At 36.2% G+C, this 25,929-nt stretch carries 13 protein-coding genes; 11 read left to right on the forward strand and 2 right to left on the reverse strand.

The window, feature by feature from the left end:
- Positions 1-165 precede the first annotated feature (165 nt).
- The 4 genes from ACNC7R_RS09405 to ACNC7R_RS09420 all read left to right on the forward strand — a co-directional run bounded on the left by ACNC7R_RS09405 (position 166) and on the right by ACNC7R_RS09420 (position 8,454).
- Positions 166-4,482: a CusA/CzcA family heavy metal efflux RND transporter gene (locus ACNC7R_RS09405; protein WP_417940734.1), complete on the forward strand. Its 4,317-nt coding sequence runs from the start codon at positions 166-168 to the stop codon at positions 4,480-4,482.
- Between the two features lie 66 nt (positions 4,483-4,548).
- On the forward strand, positions 4,549-5,811 hold the full coding sequence (locus ACNC7R_RS09410) for an efflux RND transporter periplasmic adaptor subunit (protein ID WP_417940736.1): 1,263 nt from the start codon (positions 4,549-4,551) through the stop codon (positions 5,809-5,811).
- Positions 5,812-5,934: 123 nt separating this feature from the next.
- A complete protein-coding gene (locus ACNC7R_RS09415; RefSeq protein WP_417940738.1) occupies positions 5,935-6,345 on the forward strand; it encodes a Fur family transcriptional regulator in 411 nt (136 codons plus the stop codon).
- Positions 6,346-6,420: 75 nt separating this feature from the next.
- On the forward strand, positions 6,421-8,454 hold the full coding sequence (locus ACNC7R_RS09420; RefSeq protein ID WP_417940740.1) for a heavy metal translocating P-type ATPase: 2,034 nt from the start codon (positions 6,421-6,423) through the stop codon (positions 8,452-8,454).
- A gap of 78 nt (positions 8,455-8,532) precedes the next feature.
- Here ACNC7R_RS09420 and ACNC7R_RS09425 read toward each other — a convergent pair whose 3' ends face one another.
- Entirely contained in the window at positions 8,533-10,056 is a 1,524-nt protein-coding gene (locus tag ACNC7R_RS09425; protein WP_417940742.1) for a hypothetical protein, read from the reverse strand.
- Positions 10,057-10,184: 128 nt separating this feature from the next.
- Here ACNC7R_RS09425 and yiaA point away from each other — a divergent pair, with 128 nt between their 5' ends.
- Positions 10,185-10,658, forward strand: a complete 474-nt coding sequence (gene yiaA / locus ACNC7R_RS09430; RefSeq protein WP_417940744.1) for an inner membrane protein YiaA — start codon at positions 10,185-10,187, stop codon at positions 10,656-10,658.
- Positions 10,659-10,803: 145 nt separating this feature from the next.
- On the opposite strand, the gene ACNC7R_RS09435 is transcribed toward yiaA, so the two are convergent.
- Complete coding sequence (locus ACNC7R_RS09435; protein WP_417940746.1) at positions 10,804-14,868, reverse strand: hybrid sensor histidine kinase/response regulator transcription factor; 4,065 nt, start codon at positions 14,866-14,868, stop codon at positions 10,804-10,806.
- 525 nt (positions 14,869-15,393) lie between these two features.
- On the opposite strand from ACNC7R_RS09435, the gene ACNC7R_RS09440 reads away from it, so the two are divergent.
- From ACNC7R_RS09440 to ACNC7R_RS09465, 6 genes are all read left to right on the forward strand, one after another.
- Positions 15,394-18,333: a SusC/RagA family TonB-linked outer membrane protein gene (locus ACNC7R_RS09440; protein ID WP_417940748.1), complete on the forward strand. Its 2,940-nt coding sequence runs from the start codon at positions 15,394-15,396 to the stop codon at positions 18,331-18,333.
- A 5-nt stretch (positions 18,334-18,338) separates the two neighbouring features.
- Positions 18,339-19,934, forward strand: a complete 1,596-nt coding sequence (locus tag ACNC7R_RS09445; RefSeq protein WP_417940750.1) for a RagB/SusD family nutrient uptake outer membrane protein — start codon at positions 18,339-18,341, stop codon at positions 19,932-19,934.
- A 31-nt stretch (positions 19,935-19,965) separates the two neighbouring features.
- Positions 19,966-21,048, forward strand: coding sequence for a SusE domain-containing protein (locus ACNC7R_RS09450; RefSeq protein WP_417940752.1), 1,083 nt, complete (start codon positions 19,966-19,968; stop codon positions 21,046-21,048).
- 171 nt (positions 21,049-21,219) lie between these two features.
- Complete coding sequence (locus ACNC7R_RS09455; protein ID WP_417940754.1) at positions 21,220-22,311, forward strand: glycoside hydrolase family 53 protein; 1,092 nt, start codon at positions 21,220-21,222, stop codon at positions 22,309-22,311.
- Positions 22,312-22,317: 6 nt separating this feature from the next.
- Positions 22,318-23,349 (forward strand): glycoside hydrolase family 53 protein, encoded by a 1,032-nt coding sequence (locus ACNC7R_RS09460; RefSeq protein WP_417940756.1) that lies wholly within the window; start codon positions 22,318-22,320, stop codon positions 23,347-23,349.
- Between the two features lie 74 nt (positions 23,350-23,423).
- Positions 23,424-25,862, forward strand: a complete 2,439-nt coding sequence (locus tag ACNC7R_RS09465; protein WP_417940758.1) for a DUF4982 domain-containing protein — start codon at positions 23,424-23,426, stop codon at positions 25,860-25,862.
- Positions 25,863-25,929: the final 67 nt, after the last annotated feature.

The raw sequence follows: 25,929 nt of genomic DNA on the forward strand, positions 1-25,929 counted from the left end.
TTTTCTTTTGATGTGTTAACCCAGTTAGTGATTTTTTGTTTAAGAATCACTAAAAAGCATGCTGTAAATTTAGTTTTGCAGTTATGCAATCTGTTAGCGAACAATCCTATTTTCGACACAACTGGTTGAAAAAGACTGTTTTATAAGCGTAAAACAAATTACATTGTGTTAGATAAAATAATCAAGTTCAGTATAAAGAACAAAATCGTTATTGGTTTAATGACTTTGCTTTTAATAATTTGGGGCGTTTGGAGCGCCACTAAATTATCCATTGATGCCGTACCTGACATCACAAACAATCAGGTTCAGATTTTTACAAACTGTCCTACACTGGCGGGACAGGAAGTGGAGCAGTTAGTAACTTTTCCAATTGAACAAAGTTTAGCTACTGTTCCAAAAATTCAGGAAATCAGAAGTATTTCAAGATTCGGGCTTTCAGTAATAACCGTTGTTTTTGATGATGAAACTGATATTTATTTTGCCAGACAGCTTATTAATGAAAAGCTGAAGGAAGCACAAGATCAAATTCCCCAAGGCGCCGGTACACCAGAAATGGCGCCGGTAAGTACGGGACTCGGAGAAGTGTATCAGTATATTATTCACCCTAAAAAAGGAAGCAAGCATAAATATAATGCAAAAGATCTGCGTACGATGCAGGACTGGATTGTAGCCAGACAATTGTATGGTACACCCGGAATTGCAGAGGTGAACAGTTTTGGAGGCGAATTAAAACAATACGAAGTTGCCGTTAATCCTGACAGGTTAAAAGCAATGGGAGTGAGCATTCCGGATATTTTCACGGCACTTGATAAAAACAATCAGAATACCGGAGGAGCCTACATTGACAAGAAACCTAATGCTTATTTTATTAGAGCAATAGGTCTTGTTACTTCATTGGATGATGTAAAAAAGATCGTGGTAAAAAATACAGGAGATACACCAATTTATGTGAGTGATGTTGCCGAAGTCAGATTTGGAAAAGCAGTTCGATACGGAGCTTTGACATATAACGGAGAAGTTGATGCCGTGGGTGGAGTAGTCCTGATGCTAAAAGGTGAAAACAGTAATGAAGTCGTAAAACGAATTAAAGAAAAACTGCCTACTATTCAGAAATCGCTTCCGGATGATGTGACCATCGAACCATTTCTGGATCGTACCGATTTGGTAGGAAGAGCCATCAGCACAGTTGAGAAAAATCTTGTTGAAGGAGCTTTGATTGTGATTTTTGTTTTGGTCTTATTTTTAGGGAATCTTAGAGCAGGTTTAATCGTTGCCTCAGCGATTCCACTAGCAATGCTCTTTGCTCTGGGTATGATGAATGTTTTCGGCGTAAGTGCCAATTTAATGTCGCTTGGAGCGATTGATTTCGGGGTTATTGTCGATGGAGCTGTAATTGTTGTAGAAGCAACGCTGCATCATTTAGGAATGCAAAAAGCTATGAGAAGCCTTACCCAGGAAGAAATGGACGAAGAAGTTTTTCGGTCGGCTTCTAAAATACGAACCAGTGCTGCATTTGGGGAAATTATTATCCTGATTGTTTATATTCCGATTCTGACGCTTGTTGGTGTTGAAGGAAAAATGTTCCGCCCGATGGCGCAGACTGTTGGTTTTGCCATTTTTGGGGCTTTGATTTTGTCTCTGACTTACATCCCTATGATGTGTGCGTTATTTTTATCTAAGAAACCAAATCATAAAGAAAATTTCAGTGATAAAATGATGCAGAAACTACAATGTATGTATCAGCCATTACTTCAAAAAGTCATAAACATTAAATATGCTGTAGTGGGTTTCACCAGTTTTTTATTTATGATGGCTATTTTCTGTTTTAGCAGAATGGGAGGAGAATTTATTCCGCAGCTTCAGGAAGGTGACTATGCGTTTCACTGTATTCTTCCACAGGGAAGTTCATTGAATCAAAGTATCGAAACTTCGATGCAGGCATCCCGAATTATCAAACAGTTTGATGAAGTTAAAATGGTTGTTGGAAAAACCGGAGCCGCAGAAGTTCCAACAGATCCGATGCCTCCTGAAGCAACCGATTTGATGGTTGTCTTAAAGCCTCAAAAAGAATGGAAGTCAGGCAGAGATTATAATGAACTGGCTGATGCCATTACCGAAAATCTTGAAGTTATTCCAGGCGTTTTCTTCGAAAAAAATCAACCGATTCAGATGCGTTTTAATGAACTGATGACGGGAATTAGACAGGATGTTGCTGTTAAGATTTTCGGTGAAAATATTGATACACTTTCGGTTTATGCAAAAGAAGTCAGTAAAGTTATTCAGAGTGTGGAAGGCGCAACTTCTCCACAAGTTGAAAGAGTGAGCGGTTTGCCACAAATCAATATCGAATACGACAGAACCCGTATTGCTAATTATGGTTTGACAATACAGGACGTAAATGACGTAGTCAGTACAGCATTTGCAGGAAAAAGTGCGGGTCAGGTGTATGAAAATGAAAGACGTTTTGACCTTGTTGTTCGTCTGGACAGCATTCACAGAAGTGGAATTGACGATGTAAGCAATTTGATGATTCCGACCAATACAGGAAATCAGATTCCGCTTTCTCAGGTTGCAAATGTCAATTATAAATTAGGACCAGCACAAATAAGCCGTGAAGCAGGAAAACGCCGAATTGTAGTAGGATTTAATGTAGCCGGACGCGACGTGCAGAGCGTTGTTGAAGATATAGAAAAGAAGCTGGCTCAAAAAGTAAAACTACCGTCAGGATACTATTTCACTTACGGAGGCCAGTTTGAAAATCTTCAAAAGGCAAATGCACGTTTGATGATTGCCGTTCCGGTTTCGCTGCTTTTGATTTTCGCATTATTGTATTTTACATTCCGTTCTTTCAAACAAGCCATTTTGATATTTACCGCAATTCCGATGAGTGCTATTGGAGGAATTTTCGCTTTAATGCTTCGCGGAATGCCATTTAGTATCAGCGCCGGAATCGGATTTATTGCTTTGTTTGGCGTTGCCGTATTGAATGGAATCGTTTTGATTGGAACTTTCAACCAGCTTGAAAAAGAAGGCATGAAAAATATTTTTGAAAGAGTAAAAGAAGGCACAATGACCAGACTTCGTCCCGTATTGATGACCGCGACAGTAGCTTCATTAGGATTTTTGCCAATGGCAATTAGCAGCAGTGCGGGAGCAGAGGTACAGAAACCTTTGGCAACCGTAGTAATTGGCGGATTGATAACCGCTACGTTTTTGACCTTATTTGTACTGCCTTTGCTGTATATTATTTTTAATTCTAAATTCAATTTTAATGGAAAATTTAAAATGGGAAATACAACAGTTATAATGCTCCTTTTTCTGGCAGGTTTAGGATCTGCAAATGCACAGGAAAGGATTTCAATGGATCATGCGGTAGAAATGGCTTTAAAAAACAATCAGCAGATTGGAGTCAATGAAGCTGAAATTCGAACTGCCGGACTAAATGTAAAAACGGCTGTTGATATTCCAAAGACCGGAATATTTGCAGAGAATGAAGATCTTCGGCCTTCTGATAATACAGGGATTTTAAAAATCGGAATTTCACAAGCAGTTGCATGGCCGGGACTTTACGCAGCACGAAAAGACTATTTTAATGAACAGTTAAAATATGCTGAATTAAATACCGGACTTTTAAATGCCACAATCAAAAGAGATGTGCGGACAGCTTACTATAAACTGTGGTACCTGCAGGACAAACAGTTACTATACAAACGTCTGGACAGTATTTATACTTTGCTTCTTAAAACGGCAGAAGTTCGTTTAAAAGCTGGCGATGTAGCAGCATTAGACAAAATTGCCGCCGATGCAAAACTGCAGGAACTAAAAGCTTTTTCGGACCAGAATAAAAAGGATATAACCGTTCAGCAACAACAGCTAATGATGCTTTTGAATCAGAATGCATGGCTGCTTCCTTTAGAAATTCCGTTAGGAAAAGCAGAGGTTGTTCTATCTGAAAATAATGGTATTCATCCGCTTCTGGTACTTCAGGAACAACATGTGAAAATTGCTGAATCAAATGTCTCTGTTCAGAGAAATAGTAATATGCCGGAATTTTCAGGAAGGGTTTTCAGTCAGCGGTTATGGGGAGCAAATGATCCTTATACGGGATTTTCGGCAACGGCATCTTTTCCGTTATTTGGAGTAGGTTACGCGCGTAACAAAGTAAAAGCGGCTTTGGCAGAGAAAGAAGTACAGCAAAAAAGTCTGCTTTATCAGACGCAGCAAATGCAAACTCAGAAAGCTTCCGCAATTGCAGAAATCGAAAAGAATCTGTCTTTGCTAAATTATTATGAAACTACAGGGTTAAAACAGGCAGATGAAATTATAAAAGCTTCTACATTAAGTTACAGATCGGGTGAAATCAGTTTTGCAGAGTTGGGACAATTTCTAAGTCAGGCTGTTGGAATACGTCAAAACTATCTGGATATTTTAAACCAGTACAATCAATCTGCTGTTCAGTTTAATTACTTTAATAATAAATAACAATGTTATGCGATTTCTGTTGTAAGAATAACAGAATTTCATCAGATCATTTAAAATAATGCATAAATGAAAGTCAAAATAAAAATTTTAATTGTTGCTGCCATAGTTTTTTCAATGATTAGCTGTGGACAAAAAAATAATGTGGAGGAAGGTAATTCTGAAACCGAAAAATCGGGAGTAGAAGAACCCGAAGAAGAAACAGTTACTATTGCCACTCTAACAGAAGATCAGATAAAGTCTGTTGGAATCACTCTTGGTACTATTGAAAATAAAAATCTGACTGCTTCGATTAAAGCAAACGGCGCTTTAAGAGTACCCAATAACAATAAAGCCAACGCAACGTCATTGTATGGTGGCGTAATTAAATCGCTCAAAGTACAATTAGGAGATCACGTGAGAAAAGGGCAGGTTATCGCTATAATCGAAAATCCGCAGTTTGTTCAGCTTCAGGAAGAATACCTGACTATTGGAAGCAAAATGATACTGGCAGATCAGGAGTTAAGCCGTCAGCGAGAGCTTCAGGCAGGAAATGCGGGGACTTTAAAAAACCTGCAAAGTGCTACTGCAGAAGTGAATTCACTTCGCGCAAGAAAAGCATCTCTTCAAAAACAGATACAGCTCATGGGAATAAATCCGGCAGGGATTAGTGCTTCGGGTTTAAGATCAGCGCTGACCGTTACAAGTCCGATAAGTGGAACAGTCAGCAGTGAGTTTGCTAAAATCGGAAGTTACGTAGATGTTTCTTCCCCGGTAGTGGAAATTGTAGATAACAGCCTTATTCATCTTGATCTTCAGGTTTTTGAAAAAGATCTTCCGATGGTGAAAATAGGACAAACGGTAAATTTTACCTTAACCAATAATCCCACTACTTCTTATACAGCGAAAGTGTTTAATATTGGTTCTTCATTCGAGAGCGAAAGTAAAACGGTTGCCATTCATTGTACTGTTACAGGAAATAAAACGGGACTTATAGACGGAATGAATATAACTGCCATGATCAGTATCGGAAATGCTTTGACTGCGGCTGTGCCAAATGATGCCATTGCTGAGGCAGATGGAAAATATTACATTTTTGCTAAAACGGATAAAAAAACACAAGTGCATGATGAACACGGTGAATCCGGTGAGAAACATAATGAAGAAAAAGAAAAAAAAATAGCTTCCAACAGTCTGAATTTTGAAAAAATTGAAGTTTCAAAAGGAGTTTCAGAATTGGGTTACACTGCTATTACACCTGTCAAAGAAATTCCGGAAGGAACTAAAATTGTCACGAAAGGTACCTTTTTTGTCAATGCCAAACTAAGTAATTCAGGGGAACACGAACATTAACCAGATGAAAAAATATTGAATTGTTAAAATAGAATCAGGGCAAAGTGCAAGGGAAATATCTTCGTAAATTTACGATTAGCATGATTAAAATTAAAACCTTCTGGTTCTGTAAAGTAAGTTAAAATGAAAAAATCGACAGAGGATGTTTTTAAGGATAAAGATATGCGTTTAACTACAATGCGTATCTTAATTTATGAATATCTGGAAACAGTTACAGCTGCTTTATCGCTGGCTGAAATTGAGAAATATTTTCATAAAGCAGATAAAGTAACTATATATCGAACACTACAGACCTTTCTGGAAAAAGGTTTGGTTCATAAAATTCTGGATAAAAATACCACAAAGTATAAGCTTTGTGCAGAAATATGCAGTCAGGAAAATCATAAGGACATGCATTTGCACTTTTATTGTAAAAAATGTCATGAAACCACGTGTAAGGAAGAAATTGTTTTTCCTGAAAACATGGATTCCAGGCTGCAGATTGATGAAATTCAGATTCTGGCCAAAGGAATATGCGATAAATGTTTAAAATAGCAGAATATAAAAAAATACTGAATCCAAATAAAACCCTATCGTTCTCTATTTCATTAGAGTATATAAAAATATAACATGGAAAATAAACTTCGCAATAATACAGAACGATCCTCCTGCTGTGCACATTCTGAAAAAGCTTACGGAAACGTAGGTAAAAAAAGAAGTGCAGAAAACCATTCGGCTGATGATGGTGATGACCATTCCGGACACAGTCATGATCACGGCCATGACCATAGCAATATGGATGGAAGTATGTTTAAAATGCTTCTTTTACCCGTTTTGTGTTTCATGCTTTTGATTGCCGCAATTGTTATGGATAACTGGATTTCTCAGTCATGGTTTACAGGATTAGTAAGATTAGGATGGTATATTCTGGCATACTTAATTGTAGGTTATACAGTTATAAAAGATGCAATAATGAGTATTATTCGTGGAGATTTTTTTTCAGAGTTTTTGCTAATGAGTATCGCGACTATTGGGGCATTCAGTATCGGAGAATATCCTGAAGGGGTGGCTGTAATGCTTTTTTATGGAGTAGGCGAGGTTTTTCAGACACTTGCTGTTTCAAGGGCAAAGAGAAATATTAAAAGCCTTTTAGACCAAAGACCTGATGAAGTTACTATTCTTATAGACGGAAAACCAAAAATAATTAAGGCAGCAGATGCTAATATTGGAGATATAATTCAGTTAAAACCCGGAGAAAAATTAGGGCTTGACGGTGAACTTTTGACAGATAGTGCTTCATTCAATACCGCTGCGCTAACCGGAGAAAGCAAACCTGATACCAAAACAAAAGGAGAAACTGTTTTGGCCGGAATGATCAATCTTAATGTAGCTGCTCAGGTTAAAGTGACTACAGCTTATACAGAGAGTAAACTCAGCAGAATTCTGGAGCTGGTACAGCATGCAACTTCACAAAAAGCACCAACAGAATTATTTATCAGAAAGTTTGCAAAAATTTATACTCCTATTGTGGTATTCCTTGCAGCCGGAATTTGTTTTCTGCCCTTTTTCTTTACAGATAATTACGATTTTAATACCTGGTTATACAAAGCGCTCGTATTTTTAGTTATTTCCTGTCCTTGTGCTTTGGTTATTTCAATTCCGCTTGGTTATTTTGGAGGAATCGGTGCAGCGAGCCGTAATGGTATTTTATTTAAAGGAAGCAATTATTTAGATGTGATGGCCAGTATTCAAAATGTGGTTATGGATAAAACCGGTACCATGACCGAAGGCGTTTTTAAAGTTCAGGAAACTGTCTTTAAACCTGAGTTTGACAAGCATGAAATACTAAAGATGGTGAATGCTGTTGAAAGACAAAGCTCGCATCCTGTCGCAACCGCTATACATGAGTATGTTGGCGAAACAGACAGTTCAATAAAAATTGAAACCACCGAAGAAATTGCCGGACACGGACTAAAAGCGCTCATTGATGGTAAAGAACTTCTGGCAGGTAATTTCAAGCTGATGGATAAATTTGGTATTAGCTACGATGTCGATATTTCTTCAATTGTGTACACTACTATTGCTGTTGCTTTTGACAAAAAGTTTGTGGGTTATATTACGATTGCAGACAGCATAAAAGAAGATTCCCGAAAAACTATAGAACTGTTGCATAAATTAAATGTAAAAGCTACAATGCTAAGTGGTGATAAAAGTGCTGTAGTGAAGTTTGTGGCAGATAAATTAGGAATTGATAACTCATTTGGCGATCTGCTTCCTGAAGATAAAGTAAATAAGGTCAAAGAAATTAAGGCAAAGATGGGTACAGTTGCTTTTGTGGGAGACGGTGTTAACGATGCGCCCGTAGTAGCTCTTAGTGACGTAGGGATAGCAATGGGCGGACTCGGAAGCGACGCTACTATTGAAACTGCTGATGTGGTAATTCAGGATGATAAGCCTTCAAAAATACCATTAGCTATTCGTATTGGAAAACAGACCAAAAAAATAGTGTGGCAGAATATAACTTTGGCATTTGTAGTAAAGGCGGGAGTTCTTATTTTGGGAGCAGGAGGACTGGCAACAATGTGGGAAGCCGTTTTTGCTGATGTTGGGGTTGCTCTGCTGGCGATTTTAAATGCAGTAAGAATTCAGAAAATGCGATTCTGATAAGCTGATGCATTTGCAATTCGCCTATTAAATGAAACAAAGAAGTGGAACCTTAACTAACATAATTTATTATTTTGACTATCCTATAGAATTTGTTACAGGGAAATATGTCTTCAGTAGTTGTAAGGTTGTATCATAGATTGCTTTTCTCCTGACTCTTGCAAGTAACCAGGATAAGAAACTCATAATTACAATATCTTTAGGGTCTTTTTGTGCAGTAATTATAAAGTCTTCAATTGCTTTTTGAAATTTTTGTGTTTGTATAATTTCGGGTTTCATTACATATTGTTCAACAAAAAGAAGATATTGCACGACACGTTCTTCATTTACCGTTAAAAGGTATTTTTTATAACGTCGTTTAAAACTTTTTATACGGGATAAAGCCAGTTCAGTATTTTCCTGTTGCGCATGCAGAAGAATTTCTACAAGACATTTTTTTATGGTCCAGTCCATACCCATCTTCTTTTCGTACCAGCTGTCAGTATGGTTTAATTTTGCCATTTCTTTTAGGGCATCACGTCCTGCACTTTGCTGTATATAAAAAACAATCAGCATAAGACGGATGTCATTACTGTCGTTAAGATCTGCTTTTTTGTTTGAAGAAAGTGCTTTTTCAGCAATTTCAATGGCCTTTTCAGAATGTCCAAGATAGTTTTCATTAAAAGCCAGCAATAAAAAATAACGGAGACAGAAGCGCTGATAATACTTACGGGATTGTTTTTGAAGTTCTGTAAACATTAAATCAAGGTAACTCAAAGATTCCGTAAACTGTCCATTCCTAAAATAGAAATTGGCTATAAAGTATAAAATGTAGATATGATAGTATAAATGTCTGTTTGTGAGATCGTTTTTTTTACTAATAAAATGGTAGCTTTTAACAACAAAAGGCTGAATAAGCGAGAAATCGTTATTAATAGATGCATATTCGTTGGCAATAAATAATATTTGATAAAGGGATTTAAAAGTTAGTCCCTTGTTTAAGGATATGCCGTGTGTTTCAATTGTGTTTTTTATAAGGGCTTGAAAATCGGTTATTCGGCCTTCATGATAAATAGCAGCAAGTTCACGGCGCAAAACAGCGTAGCCTAAATTAAGCTGTTCCTCATATTCTAGCTGTTTTTTATTGGCTGTAAACTTCTCAATAATTCTTTCGATGGGTTCAGATAAATTAAAATGCGAAAATTGTATCTGTGTCCGATAGATTTCATTTAAAAGGTTAAAATGCTCAATCCCTAACGCAATGTCTTCTGCCTTTGCCAAACACTTAAAAGCTGTTTTTATAAGTTTATGTTCAAAGAATAGACGGCTTACAACAATAAGACGAAGTACTGTACTTTCTTCCGAGGTATCATTCTCAAAACTTTTATTAGCCATGAAATCAATCATGCTGTCGTAGAGCCTTTTTCTAAGAGCATGATAAGAATCAGTGCTTTTTTTACTTTTTAAAACATTTTTTTTAAAGTTTATATCGTCAGTTTTAAAAGAATTAAATAAGGCTATGTTTCCAGTGTCTTTACGCTTGTTTTTTTTTGAAAGATATTGTATGAATGCCTTTTTTTCTGTTTCATTCATTATATCTGCTATCTCGTGAAGTGCATTCATAGTACGATAATATATTCGGTAAAAATACTAAAAATGAGTTTTTATATCGTCAGTTTTATAGATAAAATTACTTTTATAACAGTTGTTTGATGCTGACATTTGCTTCATCATTATAAACATAAAAAATTATGGAACCGCTAAAATCAAATGAATTAATCAATAATTCAGAATCAAACAATCAAAAAAATAATAACGGCTATAGTCCTTTAAAACCAAGCGCAGCTTTTATAGGCGCATCATGGATGACTTTAATTATTGGTATTACTTCCTATTGTATTGGTCTTAATAATTCGGATATGGCTTACAACGAAAAAGGATATTATTTTACCATTCTCCTCTTTGGTCTTTTCTCCGTCATATCAGTTCAAAAAAGTGTGCGTGACAGGCTGGAGGGAATACCTGTAACCGATTTGTATTACAGTATAAGCTGGTTCAGTACTATTGCTTCGATTGTATTACTGATAATTGGCCTTTGGAATGCTGATTTGCTGCTCAGTGAAAAAGGATTTTTTGGTATGTCTTTCGTGTTGGGCATGTTTTCTGCTCTGGCTGTGCAAAAAAACACCAGAGATCTTAAACAATTTGAATTATTCAATCTATAGTTTTAGCGGGCCTCATTACTGTCACACCATTGTGCAGTTTTGGGGTTTTCTAAATTTAAGTCTAATTTTTTACAACAAAAAAACCACTTGCTGTAAGTGGCGTTTTTGTTTAGTCGGAAGAAATATTATTTTTAGTTTAGCTGCTTTACACAATATCATCTCCATTCTGAATAACATTCAGTTCCTTATTGAAGGAATTCCTGTATTTTTTGATATACTCAGAAGGTTTCATTCCGAACAATTTTACGAACTGCTGGCGGAAATACCGTTGATCTTCTATACCAACCTGATGTCCAGCCTGTGCGATATTAATGCTTTCAGTAAGCATAATTACTGCGGCTCTGCGGATTCTGATAGATCGGATAAAACCGTTGACAGTTTGTCCGGAGATTGCTTTAATCTTTTTGTAGAGACTGGAATGGCTCATGCCCATTGCAGCAGAGAAACTCTTTAGATTAAAGTCGCTATTTTCTAGATTCTTTTCAATGATTTCGATGCATTTATCCAAAAATTCCTTATATTCAAGAGGAACCTTATTTTCATTTTCACGAAGTGTTATGCTGTCCAGAAAATATTTTCGCAATTGCCCTCTGTTTCGAAGTACAGCATCTACACGTGCCAAAAGTATATTGTTGTCAAAAGGTTTGGTTACATAATCGTCTGCACCTTCATTAATGCTTTGCAAATGAATGTCATTGCTTGTGGTAGCTGTCAGAAGTATCACCGGGATATGGCTTGAATAATCATTTTGTTTGATTTTTTTGCATAGATCTAAACCGTTCATGCCTTCCATTGAGATATCACTCAGTACAATATCAGGCATGTGTTTTTGCATTAGTTTCAATCCTTCGAGTCCATTAGCTGCCGAATAAACAATATAATTGTTAGAGAAAAGCTTTACCAGATAGTGATTCATTGCGGAGTTATCTTCTACAATCAGGACTACTTTCTTTCTACTGATTAATGCTGATTTTATATTTTCAGGATTTGATGGCTGATTACTGCTTTCAGGTATAGTGGTGTTATCTGCCGGCATTCCTTCAAGGAGTTCTCCAACAATAGGCGACATCTGATGACAATTCTCATTGATGCTCATTTCTGCAAAATGTGTTGTTCCTTTTGGAAGTACAATAGTGAATGAAGTTCCTTTTCCGACTTTACTTGTACATGTTATTTCTCCATGATGTTTATCCACAAAGTATTTGGCCACATACAGACCTATTCCAAACCCGTTACTGCTTTTAGACTGGATCTGCTTGAATTTTTCAAAAATAGTATTCATATCGTTTTCATGAATTCCGCTTCCGGTGTCTGCTATTATGATAGAAACATTATCCGTTTTTTCGATAATCTGAATGCTTACAGTGCCATCATTTGGTGTAAACTTGAAAGCGTTGGAGATTAAATTGAAGAGTGTAATTTCTATTTTCTCATAATCACCATATATTTCAGAGGGTGTATTTTCTTCTATAAATTGATACTTTAAATTTTTTACAGTCGCCATTTGCGTAAAACTGTTGTAGATTTCACGGCAGAGGCTGTTTAAATTAATCTTAGAAATTTTAAGCTCATCAAGATCTGTTTCTGCTTTCCTGAATAAAAGCAGCTGATCTGTAAGGCTCAATAATCTTTTTGCATTTTTATAGGCGAGATTCAGGTCAGCATCATCTTCAGGGGTATTTTTTCTGTCGATGGTACTTTTTAGCGGATTTATAATTAAAGACAGGGGAGTGCGTAACTCATGCGCCATGTAGGTAAACATAGAAAATTGTTTTTCAGCATGTTCCTTGTCTTTTTTATGCTCCATACGGGCAAGTTTTATCTCGTATCGAAGCCTTTCTTTGTTTTTTTGATAATCCACATACGCATAAATGGCACCGGAAATAGCGATTAAATAAAGTGTATAAGCCCACCATGTTCTGTACCAGGGCGGAAGGATTTTTATCGTGGCGAGCGTTACTTCATTAGTCCAGTTTCCAAAAACATCAGTGGTTTTTACCTTAAAGACATAAGTTCCTTCTGATAGCCTCGAATAATTTGCTCTGTTGTTTTTTGAGGTATAGTTCCAGTCTTTGTCCCATCCTTCAAGAAAATAAGCAGTATTGATTTTTTCGGAATTGACGTAATCCAGATAAACAAAATCAAAACTCAATGCCGATTTATCATAAGGAAGCTCGGCAGCGCTTATCATTTCAAGTTTCTTTTCTGTTATATAAGGACTATCTGATTTTAAAGGCTGATTGTTGACAAGCAGATCATTTAATAAAAATTTACCGGTATTTTTTTGGTCTTTTATGTTGTCTGGATCAAAAATATTGAAGCCGTTTATACCGCCAAAAATAAATTCGCCTGTCGAAAGTTTAGTGCCTGAATTCCAGCTAAACTGTGTGCCCTGAAGTCCGTCAGATACTCCGAAATTCCTGAAAGTATTATTTTTAGGGTTTAGTCTTGAAATCCCATCATAGGTACTCATCCATAAATTTCCTTTTTTGTCCTCTAAAAGGCGAAGTATCGTGTTGCTTGAAAGACCGTTTTGTGTAGTGTATTTTTTGGATGTTCCCGTTTTGGGGTTATATAGAAACAGGCCTCCTTCTACAGTTCCAATCCAAAGATTTCGATTTTGATCCTCGGTGATGCATCTGACTGTATAATCCGAATGATAGGTTTTTACTTTTTTTGTTTTTGGATCTATTTCGAAAAAAGAATTAAAAGTTCCTCCCCATATTTTACCGTTTTGAGTTTCGTAGAGACAGGTAACATCACGCAACTTATTACTGTAGCAAATAAATTTATTTTGTTTTCTGTCTAATTGATATAGCGCTCCGTTATTCGTAACACCAAGCCATAATGTTTTTTTTGAATCCAAAAAAAGGACCCATGATTCCTGTTCTGCCTTTTTAGTGAACTGATTATAAATTGAAAAATTCTGAATTGCTTTTGATTTGGGATCAATCCGACACACTCCGCCTTTCCACATTGCAACCCAGATGGCATTGTCAGAATCCCGGACGATACTGGTCACAAAATCGCTCTGTATTTTTTTGCCGGCAGATGACGTCGTCGAGTATGTGTCATACGTGTTTTGTTTTCTGTCCCAATAGCGCATTCCGTCACCATCAGTTCCAATCCATATGTTTTTCTTTTCATCTTCACAAAAAGAAAGCATAAAGTTTTTAGCAGGGTTATCGCCTTCTTTATTCCCCAGAGCATCCTTATTTTTATAATGATTAAAATCGAGTGGTTTTTCTCCCATCATACTGACTCCGCCACGTAATGATCCGAACCACATTTCTCCATTTTTACTTTGAAATATATCATATAGCGATTTACTTTTAAGCAACGTAACAGGACCGCTTGCACGGTATAAGACAGGAGTGGTCTGGTTTTTTGTAAGTGTATATAATCCAGATCCGTCAGTCGCAATCCAAAGCCGGTTTTTTTGCTGAAAAAAATCGCGTACGACTGTTTTTATTTTGAAGTAGTTTTTAGAATAGGTATTGTGGTGTTCATTATATAGATAAGCACCTTCGTCAGATCCAATCCAGAGTCCTTCACGGGTCAGTTTAATGCAATTTGTACCCGTAATTGTATTGTTGAGCAGCGTTAGTTTTTTTGACTTTATATCGTACTGGCAAAGGCCGGTTCCGGTTATAAAAACGTAGAAAATTTGTTTCTTGGCATCATAAGCGATGGATCTTGCGATATAATTTAATTTACCGTTAAAAGGTATGGCAGTTCCAATTTTCTCTCCTTCCTTAAAAAGTATGATAGCTTCTTTTGTAGCGATCATAATAAGGTGTAAAGAATGTACAGCAATTATTTCGTAGGCAGTAAAGCTTAAAGGTTTGACTTTTTTGTTGATGTCATAATATTGTAAAGGAGTAAAAGACGATCGTTCGGCATTAAAAATTACTGGTCCGGCGGTTGTTCCTACCCATAAATTATTTTCAAAGTCACCTTCTATACAGCTAATCGCGTTTCCCTGAATAGAGTAGGGATCTGTATGAACATGGCGGTAAATTTTAAAATCATTTCCATCATATCTGTTAAGCCCGTCAAAAGTTCCAAACCACATATAACCATTTTGATCCTGATAGATAGTGGCAACAGAATTATTAGAAAGTCCTGATGAAATATCCAGATGTTTTATCGGATAATTTTGTCCAAATATAGTATGCGAAAGAATAATGATAAATGACTTTAGCTTCATAAATTTTAAAAGCTTGCTGCTGTTTGATATAAAATAGAAGAACGTAAACTGAAAGCCAAATCAATATTTTGAATAATGTTGAAATCTGTTTACTCTCCGAATTAATAATGTATTAAAAACGCGTAAAATTAGCATTTGTTTTTTAGAATAATTACGGCTTATGGTTTCTATGTTTTTTTTTCGGTATTAAAATACTGATCAGAAAGACTGTCTGTCCAATGTATTGCTGGTTTTAACAGCAATTTGGCTGATTTTATAAAATATTTATTAAGATGACAGATTATTTGTTTTATCACTTTTTTAGGACACAATAAGTAAGCCTGTGTATTTTATAATGCCTTATATTGATGTTTTTACGAAATTACCCCCCTTTATAAATGAATTTTTCCCTGTCTTAACACCCTACAGTATCCTTAATTTTGCAGGGTGAATTAATAAGCCGGAATGTTTGAATAAGTGTTATGTATTTTCATTTGAACTTATTAAATCACAAAACCCGAATCAAATAAATAAATAAAAAAAAGTATGAAAAAAATTTACAACAAATTTTTACTTTTATTATTACTCCTTCCTTTCTGTGTTTTCGCTCAGAGCACAGTAAAAGGTATTGTTCTGGACAAAAAGACCGGACAGCCTATACCAGGAGTAAATATAAAGGTATCACAAGGTAATTTAAGCATGACTACGGATTTTGACGGTAAATTCCAGTTTAATGGCTTGAAAGAACAAGCTCAAATTACTTTTTCATTTACAGGTTATACAACTCAAACAATTACTGTTGGTACCCAAAAAGACTTTACTGTATCTCTTGAGGAAGATCCTAATATACTTCAGGAAGTTGTGGTACAAGTTGGATACGGTTCTGTTAAAAAGAAGGATGCAACTGGCTCTGTAGTAGCACTTACAACAAAAGACTTTAATAAAGGGAACAATATTACAACTGAAAACCTTCTTAACGGACGTGTAGCTGGTTTGTCTATTAATTCATCCGGTGCTCCGGGATCTTTATCTGAGATAAGAATCAGGGGAGGAAGTTCGCTTTTTGCAAGTAACGATCCTTTAATTGTTGTTGACGGATTACCACTTGAAAACGCAACTAATACAGGTTCTGCTTCATATTTGGCATCCCTGAATCCTGCTACCATAGAATCGATGACTATTTTAAAAGATGCATCTGCTACGGCAATTTATGGTTCACGAGCTTCTAATGGTGTGATCATGATTACAACTAAAAAAGGAAGCAGTAAATTATCTATTGATTATAATGCACAATTTGGTGCAGGAAAACTGACTAAAACAGTTGATGTTTTTAGTGCAGACGAATTCAGAAAACTTATCGCAGACCGAAGACCTCAGGATTCAGGTAAGTTAGGTACAGCCAACACTGACTGGCAAAAAGCGATTTACAGAAATACATCATCTTTTGATCAGAGTTTAGCGGTTAGAGGTAGTTTGTTCGACATTATCCCTACTAGTCTTACTTTAGGAAATACCAACCAGGAAGGTTTACGTATCACAAATGAGTTTAAAAGAAATACTGTTGGATTAGTAATGAATCCTGCATTTTTTGAAAATAGCTTAAAAGTAAAGCTTTCTGCTAATTATGCATACGAAAAAAACAGATTTTCAGATGCTGTAGAAGGAACTGCTATTAGTTTTGACCCTACACAGCCTATAAGAGTGGAAGGCGCACCATATGATGGTTTCTTCGAATACCTTAGTGCTCCTGTAGATAATAAATACCCACTGAACCCTAATGCAGCCAGAAACCCTGTTTCACAATTACTTAACACGAGGGATATAGCTAAAAGTAACCGTTTTTTCGGAAATTTTGAAGTAGATTACAAGCTGTACTTTTTCCCGGACGTAAGAGCGGTTGTAAATTTAGGCTTTGACGAATCTAATGGAGACAGAAGAAGACTGGTGAACCCAAATGCCGGTTCAGGTCCAACTCTTGGCAACTTCCCTTATGGTGCTAATGAATATACTGAGGCAAAAAGACAGAATAAATTATTGGATGCCTATTTAGTATATAATAAGACTTTCGACGAATTAAATGTTGAATTAACAGGTGGTTATTCGTACCAAAGATTTGAAAGTTCAAGATTCGAAACTGGTAATGTTTTAGACGTAAATTTACCGGCAACATTCCCTGAAACTACTTTAGATACTGAAACGGTTTTAATCGGTTTCTTTGCGAGAACAAACTTAAACTTCAAAGATAAATATTTACTGACTTTATCTTACAGAAGAGATGGATCTTCAAGATTTGATAAAGAAAATCGTTGGGGTAATTTCCCTTCAGTTGCTTTTGCATGGAAACTTAAAGAAGATTTCTTTAAAGACAGCAAAACACTATCTGATGTAAAATTAAGATTAAGTTATGGTATCACAGGTCAGCAGGATATTCCGGAACCTAACGGTTATCTTAAAAAATACGAATCAGGAACAGGAAATTCTCAATATTATTTCGGAACGGATCCCGTTACAATCGCACTTCCATACAGATTAACAAAAGGTTTGAAATGGGAAGAAACAACTACTTATAATGGAGGTTTAGATTTTGGATTTTTAGATAATCGTATCACGGCTAGTGTGGATGCTTACTACAAAGACTCAAAAGACTTATTAGCGAATGTCGCTATATCTGACGGAAGTAATTTTTCTAACAGAGTATATCAAAACATTGGTAGATTTACTACAAAAGGGGTTGAGCTTACAGTAAATGCAACCGCTGTTAAAACTGAAAACTTCTCATGGAACGTTAATTTTAACGCATCTAAATTTGAAAGAAGAATTAGTGAATTAGCTTTTAACTCTGATATATTTTTAGGAGACAACATCACCGGAAACGGAAGTACTGCACAAATTTTCAGAGAAGGTTTTACGCCGTATTCTTTCTATGTTTACAAACAATTATACGATACTGCAGGAAAACCAATTGATGGTGCTTTTGCTGATTTGAACGGTGATAATATCAAAAATGAAGCTGACAAATACATCTATAACAACCCTGATCCGGATGTTACTTTAGGATTTGCATCAAATATGAATTATAAAAAAATTGATTTCTCTTTCAATTTAAGGGCAAGCATAGGTAACAATATATTTAATGGAGTAAATGCCGCAAGAGCACAGTACAACTCTTTGACAAGTGGCGGAGTATTAAATAATATACCTACCCAGATCAATGAAACGAACTTTCAGACTACTGAAAATGTCTTGATGTCAGATATTTATGTAGAGAATGCTTCTTTCTTAAAAATGGATAATATTTCTTTAGGATATACTTTCGATAATGTTATTAATGAAAAAGTTTCTTTACGACTTTCAATAGGAGTACAAAACGTTTTTGTAATTACTAAATACAGTGGTTTAGATCCTGAAATTACAAATAACGGTTTTGATAAAACGATTTATCCAAGACAACGCACTTTCTTGTTTGGTGCCAACCTTAAATTTTAATAAAAATGAAAAAGTATATAATAACTATTATAGCAATAGCTACCGTTTTTCATTCTTGTACGGATGACATGAATGTAGTTTCTAAAGATGACGACGTACTTTCTGCTGATGCTTTGTTCTCTTCTCCGGCAGGCTATAAAAAAGCACTTGCAGGAGTTTACGGAAACCTTACGCTAACAGGTACTCAGGGACCGGTTTATTCTTCATTAGAAGGTTTAGCTGCGGGAACCAGCCAGTACGTAAGATGTTTACTGAATCTACAGGAACTGACTACAGACGAAATGATATGGAGTTATGAAAATGACGAAGGTACCGCAGAATTACAACGAAATATATGGACAGCTGCCAACCCTATTATTCTGGGAATGTACAGCCGTACAATGGCTTCTGTTGCGTATGCTAATGATTTTTTACGTGAAAGTACACCTGAAAAATTAAAAGGAAGAAATATTACTGATGCCGGAACTGTGGCCGAAATTGAACTTTACAGAAAAGAAGTTCGTGTTTTAAGAGCATATGCTTATTACAACATGATGGATTTGTTTGGTAAAGCGCCTATGTACACAGAAAAGGATCCGTTAAATTTTGCAGGACCTGAATACGACAGAAAGCAATTATTTGAATTTATTGAAACAGAATTAAAAGCGGTTTTACCAGATTTAAAACCTGCAAGATCGAATGTATACGGAAGAGTAGATCAGGCTGTGGCACGTATGATTCTGGCTAAAATATATTTGAATGCCAAGGTATATACTGATACTGATCGTTATAATGATTGTATTACCATGTGTAACGAAATCATTGCTGGAGGATATACCCTAAAACCAAAGTATCTTGAAAACTTTATGGCTGATAATCATACATCAGAAGAAATGATTTTTACAATTCAGTCAGACGGGATTCTTACGCAAAACTGGGGAGGTACAACCTTCTTAATCAATGGGCAAATTGGAGAACTGGAAAACAATGCGGTTGATTTTGGTATTAAAGGATGGACAGGTGCATTACGTATCAGAAAACAATTTGTACAAAAATTTGATGGTACTAAATTCAGTCAGGATGACAGAAATACTATTGGAACAGGTACTGCAACAAAACAGAGAACAATAGATATTGCTGATATTAGTGTAAAATCACAGGGATATATTGTATCTAAATTTTCTAATAAAACTTCTACAGGAGTAAGCGGAAAAAATATAGATTTTGCAGATACTGATTTTCCATTATTCAGGTTAGCGGATGTTTACTTAATGTACGCAGAAGCTACACTGAGAGGAGGAAATGGTACCATCGCACAATCACTTGTTTATGTAAATAAATTGAGAGAGAGAGCTAATGACAATGCTACAACAGCAAACATTACGGCAAGCGAATTAAACCTGCAGTTTATAATTGATGAAAGGGCACGTGAATTATACTGGGAAGGTCACAGAAGACAGGATTTAATCCGTTTTGGATTATACACAGGAGGAACTTACAACTGGTCATGGAAAGGAAATGCTGCCAGAGGAATTTCAATTCCTTCTTTCAGAAGACTTTTTCCAATTCCTCAGGGATCGTTAGGATCTAATAAAAACTTAACTCAAAATACGGGTTACTAAATCCTTTTTTAACAATATAAAAGATAAGAAAATGAAAAATATTTATAAAATTTTTATTGCTATAGCAGTACTTGCAGGATTATGGTCTTGTGAAAACGAAGAGAATTTAATGATTTTGAAACCGCAGGAAGCTGCTTTCTCAATCATCACACCAGAAAATGGCTCTTCTGTTATTTTAAATGAAGCTACGCCAGCGAATACAGCTCTTACTGTTAGCTGGGAAAAAGTAAGTTACGGTGCACCAACTGTTGTTACCTATACTGTTCAGATTGCAGCCAATGATACTGAATTTGCAGCTCCTGTTGATGTTACATCTTCAACTTCTACTTATTCAATAATAGATGTTGCGGAACTTAACACAAGAGTATTGGAGCTTGGACTAACACCAAATGTTGAAAACTCGATTGATGTAAGAATTAAGGCTACTGCTGGATCAGCAAATGCTGAGCCAAAATTTTCAGACGTAATCACTATTTCAGTAACGCCATACGGAAGTCTGGAAACGCCAGTGACTACTTTGTATTTAGTAGGTGACGCCACTTTAGCAGGTTGGGATCCTAACAATAACAACATGCCGATGTTTACAGATCCTAATGACAATACAAAACATTATTATACAGGATATTTTAAAGGACACAAAGATGGATTTAAAGTAATTGAAAAAATTGGTTCATGGTTACCTGCTTATGGTAAGGACGGAATCAAAGTGGTAAAAAGAACATCTTTTGATCAAACTGATCCAAGTAGTTTTCCAACTCCAACTGACGGTTATTACACTTTCGAAATCAATATTAAGGATTTAACCTACAACCTTGCTCCTTATACTGAATCAACTGCAACTACCTATAGCGAAATCTTTTATTCAGGTAGCACTCTAAGCGGAGATGACAATAATTGGGGAAGCGAAAACGTTGCTTTGACAAAATCAACATTTGATCCTCACATCTGGAAGGCTTCAGGTCAAACCTTAAAACAAGGAAATATGAAATTCCATACTGCAGGATGGGCTAAAGAATGGGGAAATAATGGCGGAAACATATTTGTTAAAGCAGGGAAGTATGACATTTGGTTCAACGACTTAGATGGTCGTTATACTTTCATCAAAGTACAATAATCAATAAAATAAGTATAAGCCTCAAATCTCCTATTATTTGAGGCTTCTTATTCCTCTTTTTTAAAATTATATTTAAAAAAATAAAAAGCGGTACGTACAGGTGTGGTATTTTAAAAGACTTAATTTTTTTAATAACGACTTTACATACAGATCGATAAAAAACTTACATATATGAAAAAACATATAAAATTTCTTGGATTGCTTGTAATAACAGCAATTCAGTTTTCTTGTTCAGGTGATGATGACAAAGCTCCAAGTGTTGCTCAGCCACCTGCAGATGATACTTTTATCAGAGCTTCTGATGTTTCGTATCTTCCGGAAATGGAAGCTGTTGGAACTAAGTTCTACAATAATGGCAAGGAAGAAAACATGCTTACAACACTTAAGAATGCAGGTTGTAATACAGTTCGAATCCGTTTATGGAAAAATCCTGTAAATGGTCGTTCCGGTATGGAAGAAGTAAAAGAACTGGCTGAAAAATCAAGAAGAGCAGGTCTTAGAGTCTGGTTAACGGTTCATTATTCTGATAGCTGGGCAGATCCTGGAAAACAGGTAATTCCTAAAGAATGGGAAAAATTATCTTTTGAGGACCTGAAAAAAGCGGTAACTACCTATACAGAAGAAATCATCAGTAAAATCAATCCTGATATTATCCAGATCGGAAATGAGATCAATGATGGATTACTTTTTCCACAAGGAAAATTATCTAGCAATGAGCAACAATGCATTGCTTTGTTGACTGCTGCAAGTCAGGCAGTTCGCGCAAAATCATCAAATGCAAAAATCATGATTCATTATGCAGGTATAAATGGTGAAGGTACTGATTGGTTTTTCAACAAAATGAAATCCATTGATTATGATTATATAGGATTATCATACTACCCTATTCATCACGGAAAAGATCTGACTCAAGTAGCATCTACAATTGATGACCTTGGAGAAAAATATGGTAAAAAAGTCGTGATTGCAGAAACATCTTACCCATTTACATTCTTGTATAATGATTTTACGAATAATATTATAGGGGATAGTTCACAAATAATACCTGAATTTCCGGCGACTCCGAAAGGACAAAAGGCCTTTGTTCTGGCTGTCAGAGCTGCGGTTGAAGCATCAGCACACGGACAAGGATTTGCTTACTGGGGTGGAGAATGGGTTGCTTTTAGAGGAAAACAATCTGCATTCGGTTCTACTTATGAAAATCAGGCTTTATATAGTTTTGACAATAATGCATTATCTGTAATGCAGGCTTTTGCCAGATAATATAGAATGAAAAAACATTTTATAATAGTACCTTTTTTGCTTGTCTTAGTACTTGTATTTACTTCATGTAAAACAAAAAGGGCAAGTAAAGAAGGTTCTTTTTCTAAAGGAGCTGATGTGGGATGGCTGCCACAAATGGAAGCCACAGGTTATAAATTTTATGATACAGACGGTTCTGAAAAAGATTGTCTGCAATTATTAAAAGATAGAGGAATCAATACCCTTCGTTTGCGCGTTTGGGTAAATCCCAATAATGATAAAGCCAGCGGACACTGTAGCCCCCAAGAAACAGTTGTCATGGCGGTTCGCGCGCAAAAGTTGGGAATGCGCATCATGATCGATTTTCATTACAGTGATTCGTGGGCAGATCCCGGCAAACAAAACAAACCGGCAGCATGGGCAAACCATTCTTTTGCGGAATTGCTTAGCGATGTTTATAAACATACTTATGATGTTTTGAAATTATTGAAAAAAGCAGGAGTTACACCAGAGTGGGTTCAGATTGGAAATGAAATTCCAGGCGGTATGCTTTGGCCGGAAGGACACACAGACAACTTTCCCCAATTGGCTCAATTGTTGAATAAAGGATATGAGGCAACAAAAGCTATAGATTCAAAAATTAAGGTAATTGTACATTTAGACGAAGGCAACAAAAACGAAAAATTCAGGTGGTTTTTTGACAAAGCAACAGAGCTAAATGTTCAATACGATGTTATTGGTTTTTCCTATTACCCGTTTTGGCTAAAAACAGATTATAAAGAAAATATTACCGATTTAGAAAACAATCTGAAAGATATGTCTTTGCGTTACAATAAAGAAGTAATGGTAGTAGAAGTGGGAGGTGATTATACTTTAGAACAAAATACCAAAGAAATGCTTGAAGCCACTATAAAAGCCGTAAAAAGCGTGCCTGATAACAAAGGTTTAGGTGTCATTTACTGGGAACCACAGGGCGCAAAAAGCTGGAGCGGTTATCAGCTAAGTGCATGGCTGGACAAAGGGAAACCATCACCAGCACTGGATGCTTTCAAAAATTAAAATAAATTAATTGCTATTAAGAATTCAAAAGATTTTAATTTTATAATTACTTAATGGTAAAGTACAAAACGACAATGAAGATATTTTTTAAGTCCATATTATTCGTGTTTTCGCTCTTTTTTTCGTCCGGAAAAATTTGGTCGCAATCCACTACTGTTGTTTTAAAAGACAACTGGCGTTTTTCTAAAGAAGTAAAAGGAGATGCCTTTGCAGTCAATTTTAATACTTCTGAATGGGAAAAAGTCAGTGTTCCTCATGATTGGGCTATTTTTGGCCCTTTTGATAAAAAATGGGATATACAGACCGTTATCATTGAACAAAACGGAGAAAAAGAAGCAACTGAAAAAACAGGAAGAACCGGCGCTTTGCCACATATTGGAACAGGCTGGTACCGAAATACATTTACTATTCCGGAGTTTAAAAAAGGCAAAAGAGCACTTCTTATGTTTGAAGGAGCTATGAGCAAACCTCAGGTGTATTTAAACGGAAAAAAAGTTGGACAATGGGGGTATGGATACAGCTATTTTTATATTGATATTACCAATGATCTTCTTATTGGAACAGAAAACATACTGGCAGTAAAACTGACTAATGAACCCTTTTCTTCCAGATGGTATCCGGGGGCTGGTTTGTACAGAAAAGTGAGTATCGTGGTTAAGGAAGAGGAACATTTTGCGCAATGGGGTACTTTTATTACGACTCCTGATATGAAAGGGAATAATGCTGTTGTGGATATAAAAGCAGAGTTTCATGGCAGTAACTTGTCAATGGTAACCCAAATAAAAGATAGTAATAACAAGGTTGTTGCAACACAAAAAAGTACTGACACAAAGGATGGGCAATTCCATCAGCTAATAGAAGTTGCCAAGCCTAATTTATGGAGTCCTGAAACTCCTTATTTGTACACAGCAGTAACCAAATTATATGCGGCTGACGGAACTTTAAAAGACGAACAAAACATTAAGTTTGGTATCCGATTTATAAAATACGAGCCTAAAATAGGATTTAGCCTGAATGGCAAAGTGACCAAATTCAAAGGTGTTTGCCTTCATCATGATTTGGGACCTCTTGGTGCTGCAATAAATAAAGCGGCGCTGCGAAGACAGCTTACCATTCTAAAAGATATGGGATGTAATGCAATCAGAAGTTCTCACAATATGCCTTCTTTTGAACAGCTTGAACTGGCTGATGAAATGGGTTTCATGTTTTTGGCAGAAAGTTTTGATGAATGGGCAAAGCCAAAAGTAGAAAACGGATATAATCGTTTTTTTAAAGAATATGCCGAAAAAGACATTGTAAATTTAGTAAGAGCTACGCGAAATCATCCTTCTATTGTAATGTGGAGTTCTGGAAATGAAGTTCCGGATCAATGGGGTGCTGAAGGGGTAAAACGTGCCAGATGGCTACAGGACATTTTTCACCGTGAAGATCCTACAAGACCTGTGACTGTTGGGATGGATCAGGTAAAAGCAACTATGGAATCTGGCTTTGGAGCTTTGCTGGATATTCCGGGATTAAATTACAGAGTACATCTTTATGAAGAAGCGTATAAAACATTCCCACAAGGATTTATATTAGGTTCAGAAACGGCTTCTACAGTGAGCTCCAGAGGAATTTATAAATTCCCCGTGGTTCAGGAAAAGAATAAACAGTACGATGATTTTCAAAGTTCATCTTATGATCTTGAAGCCTGCAGCTGGTCGAATGTCCCTGATGAAGATTTTGTGCTTCAGGATGACAAACCCTGGGTTATTGGAGAATTTGTCTGGACAGGTTTTGATTATTTAGGAGAGCCTACACCGTATGATGAAAAATGGCCGTCAAGAAGTTCTTATTTTGGGATTTCAGATTTAGCCGGACTCCCTAAAGACCGTTTTTATCTTTACAGAAGCAGATGGAATAAGCAAGAGAAAACCCTTCATATATTACCACACTGGAACTGGAAAGGAAGAGAAGGAGAGATTACTCCGGTTTTTGTTTACACCAACTATGACAGTGCCGAGCTTTTTGTAAACGGGAAAAGTATGGGGGTTCAAAAGAAAAATAATTCAACTCCGCAAAACCGTTATCGTTTAATGTGGAACGATGTAAAATATGAGCCGGGAACGGTAAAAGTTGTGGCTTTTGATTCGAATGGTAAAATAGCTGCTAAAAGTGAGGTGAAAACGGCCGGTGATCCCTATAAAATCATACTCAATGCAGATCGCAAAACAATCAAAGCCGATGGAGAGGATATTTCTTTTGTAACGGTTTCGGTTGTTGACAAAAACGGAATTCCATGTCCTACAGCAGTCAATGAACTACAGTTTAAAGTAACCGGTGCTGGAACGTACAGAGCTGCATGTAATGGTGATGCTACATCATTAGAAGTGTTTCATCAGGATCATATGAAGCTTTTTAGCGGGAAACTTGTAGTCTTGGTTAAAGCAATTGAAACGGCCGGTTCAATCCAGTTGGAAGTGACAGGTAAAGGGCTGAAGACAGGTAAAATGAATTTGAAGTCTAAAAAGTAATATTTTTAATTTTACATGGGAAATAAATTTACGTAGAAGAAGAGGCTGATGCCTCTTTTTTTATACT

The sequence above is a fragment of the Flavobacterium adiutor genome (assembly GCF_048282555.1).
Taxonomy (GTDB): domain Bacteria; phylum Bacteroidota; class Bacteroidia; order Flavobacteriales; family Flavobacteriaceae; genus Flavobacterium.

Excerpts from the sequence above, each read along its gene's own strand:
- yiaA (WP_417940744.1), top strand. The coding sequence starts at position 10,185 with ATGGAACCGCTAAAATCAAATGAATTAATCAATAATTCAGAATCAAAC.
- ACNC7R_RS09445 (WP_417940750.1), top strand. The coding sequence starts at position 18,339 with ATGAAAAAGTATATAATAACTATTATAGCAATAGCTACCGTTTTTCAT.
- ACNC7R_RS09415 (WP_417940738.1), top strand. The coding sequence starts at position 5,935 with ATGAAAAAATCGACAGAGGATGTTTTTAAGGATAAAGATATGCGTTTA.
- ACNC7R_RS09465 (WP_417940758.1), top strand. The coding sequence starts at position 23,424 with ATGAAGATATTTTTTAAGTCCATATTATTCGTGTTTTCGCTCTTTTTT.
- ACNC7R_RS09460 (WP_417940756.1), top strand. The coding sequence starts at position 22,318 with ATGAAAAAACATTTTATAATAGTACCTTTTTTGCTTGTCTTAGTACTT.
- ACNC7R_RS09420 (WP_417940740.1), top strand. The coding sequence starts at position 6,421 with ATGGAAAATAAACTTCGCAATAATACAGAACGATCCTCCTGCTGTGCA.
- ACNC7R_RS09410 (WP_417940736.1), top strand. The coding sequence starts at position 4,549 with ATGAAAGTCAAAATAAAAATTTTAATTGTTGCTGCCATAGTTTTTTCA.
- ACNC7R_RS09435 (WP_417940746.1), bottom strand. The coding sequence starts at position 14,868 with ATGAAGCTAAAGTCATTTATCATTATTCTTTCGCATACTATATTTGGA.
- ACNC7R_RS09455 (WP_417940754.1), top strand. The coding sequence starts at position 21,220 with ATGAAAAAACATATAAAATTTCTTGGATTGCTTGTAATAACAGCAATT.
- ACNC7R_RS09440 (WP_417940748.1), top strand. The coding sequence starts at position 15,394 with ATGAAAAAAATTTACAACAAATTTTTACTTTTATTATTACTCCTTCCT.
- ACNC7R_RS09425 (WP_417940742.1), bottom strand. The coding sequence starts at position 10,056 with ATGAATGCACTTCACGAGATAGCAGATATAATGAATGAAACAGAAAAA.
- ACNC7R_RS09450 (WP_417940752.1), top strand. The coding sequence starts at position 19,966 with ATGAAAAATATTTATAAAATTTTTATTGCTATAGCAGTACTTGCAGGA.